The organism is Mesorhizobium sp. M2A.F.Ca.ET.042.01.1.1, assembly GCF_003997405.1.
Classification (GTDB): Bacteria; Pseudomonadota; Alphaproteobacteria; order Rhizobiales; family Rhizobiaceae; genus Mesorhizobium.
Map to the genome: position 1 here is coordinate 1 of NZ_RZRX01000519.1, position 1686 is coordinate 1686.

The window sequence follows — 1686 nt, forward strand, 5'->3', positions numbered from 1 at the left end:
CGCACTGACCGGATGCCCGGGACAAGGTCGACCAGCCAGTTGATGTCGGCGGCAGCCTCTTCGTCCTCGAAGTCGGGCGACGGCCAGGCGGCATGGCAAAGCAGCGACGAGCGCTCCTTGCCCTCGCCAGCGGTCTGCGCCCACAGCTCCTCGGTCATGAACGGCATCATCGGATGCAGGAGCTTGTAGATCTCGTCAAGCACGAAGGCGACGCAGGCGCGGCTCTCGGCCTTGGCGGCCTCGTCCGTGCCCATGAACACCGGCTTCAACAGCTCCAGGTACCAGTCGCAAAACAGGTTCCAGACGAAGCGATAGGCAGCGCCCGCCGCCTCGTTGAAACGATAGCTGGTGATGCCTTCGGTGACCGCACGCGCCGCCCGCGTGAGTTCTGTGAGGATCCAGCGATTGACCGGCAGCTTGGCGTCGTTCAGCCAGAAATCGTCGTTGCGCGCAACCTCGTTCATCTCGGCGAAGCGCGTCGCGTTCCACAGCTTGGTGCCGAAATTGCGGTAGCCGGCAATGCGCGCCGGATCGAGCTTCACGTCGCGCCCTTGAGCCGCCATCACTGTCAACGTGAAGCGCAGCGCATCTGCGCCATATTCGTCGATCAGGTCGAGCGGATCGATGACGTTGCCTTTCGACTTCGACATCTTGGCGCCGTTCTTGTCGCGGACCAGCGCATGCACATAGACCGTGTGGAACGGCTCCTCGTCCATGAAGTGCAGGCCCATCATCATCATGCGGGCGACCCAGAAGAAGATGATGTCGAAGCCGGTCACCAGCACGTCGGTCTGGTAATAGGTCTTGAGCTCGGGCGTCTGGTCGGGCCAGCCGAGCGTCGAAAAGGGCCACAGCGCCGACGAGAACCAGGTGTCGAGAACGTCCTCGTCGCGGGTCAGGATCTCGCCCGGCTGAAAATTCTCGAGCTTGTCCTCGACCCAGGCCTTCCACGGCCCTTCCAACGCCAGGTAATATTCGACCGCCGCGGCCAGGGCCTCTTCCTCGGTCTTCTCGACGAAGACATGCCCGTCCGGCCCATACCAGGCCGGGATCTGGTGGCCCCACCAGAGCTGGCGCGAAATGCACCAGGGCTGGATGTTCTCCATCCAGTCGAAATAGGTCTTTTCCCAATTCTTCGGCACGAAGTTCGTGCGGCCCTCGCGCACCGAGGCGATCGCCGGCTTGGCGAGCTCGGCGGCGTTGACATACCACTGGTCGGTCAGGAACGGCTCGATCGGCACGCCGCCGCGGTCGCCATGCGGCACGGTGTGCCGGTGCGGCTCGATCTTGTCGAGGAACCCGCCCGCTTCCATCAGCTCGACGATCTTCTTGCGGGCAGCGAAGCGGTCGAGCCCGTCGAGCTCGTCCCAGACGGCCTGGCGCTCCGGCGTGACCTCGAGACCGGCGAGGAAATCCTCGTTGTCCTTGAGCTTGATGGCGGCTTCGGCCGTCAGGATGTTGATCGCCGGCAATTTGTGACGCTTGCCGACCTCGAAATCGTTGAAGTCGTGCGCCGGCGTGATCTTGACCGCGCCGGAGCCCTTCTCCGGATCGGAATATTCGTCCGCCACGATCGGTATCTTGCGGCCGACGATGGGCAGCACGACGTTGCGGCCGACCAGATCGGTGAAGCGCTCGTCACCCGGATGCACGGCAACCGCCGTGTCGCCAAGCATCGTCTCGGGA

Annotated in this window: 1 protein-coding gene; it reads right to left on the reverse strand. The window is 63.7% G+C overall.

Annotated elements, in window-relative coordinates:
- Window positions 1-1686, reverse strand: a 1686-nt coding sequence (locus tag EOA23_RS34435) for a valine--tRNA ligase (RefSeq protein ID WP_127307292.1), incomplete at both ends; no start/stop codon positions are given.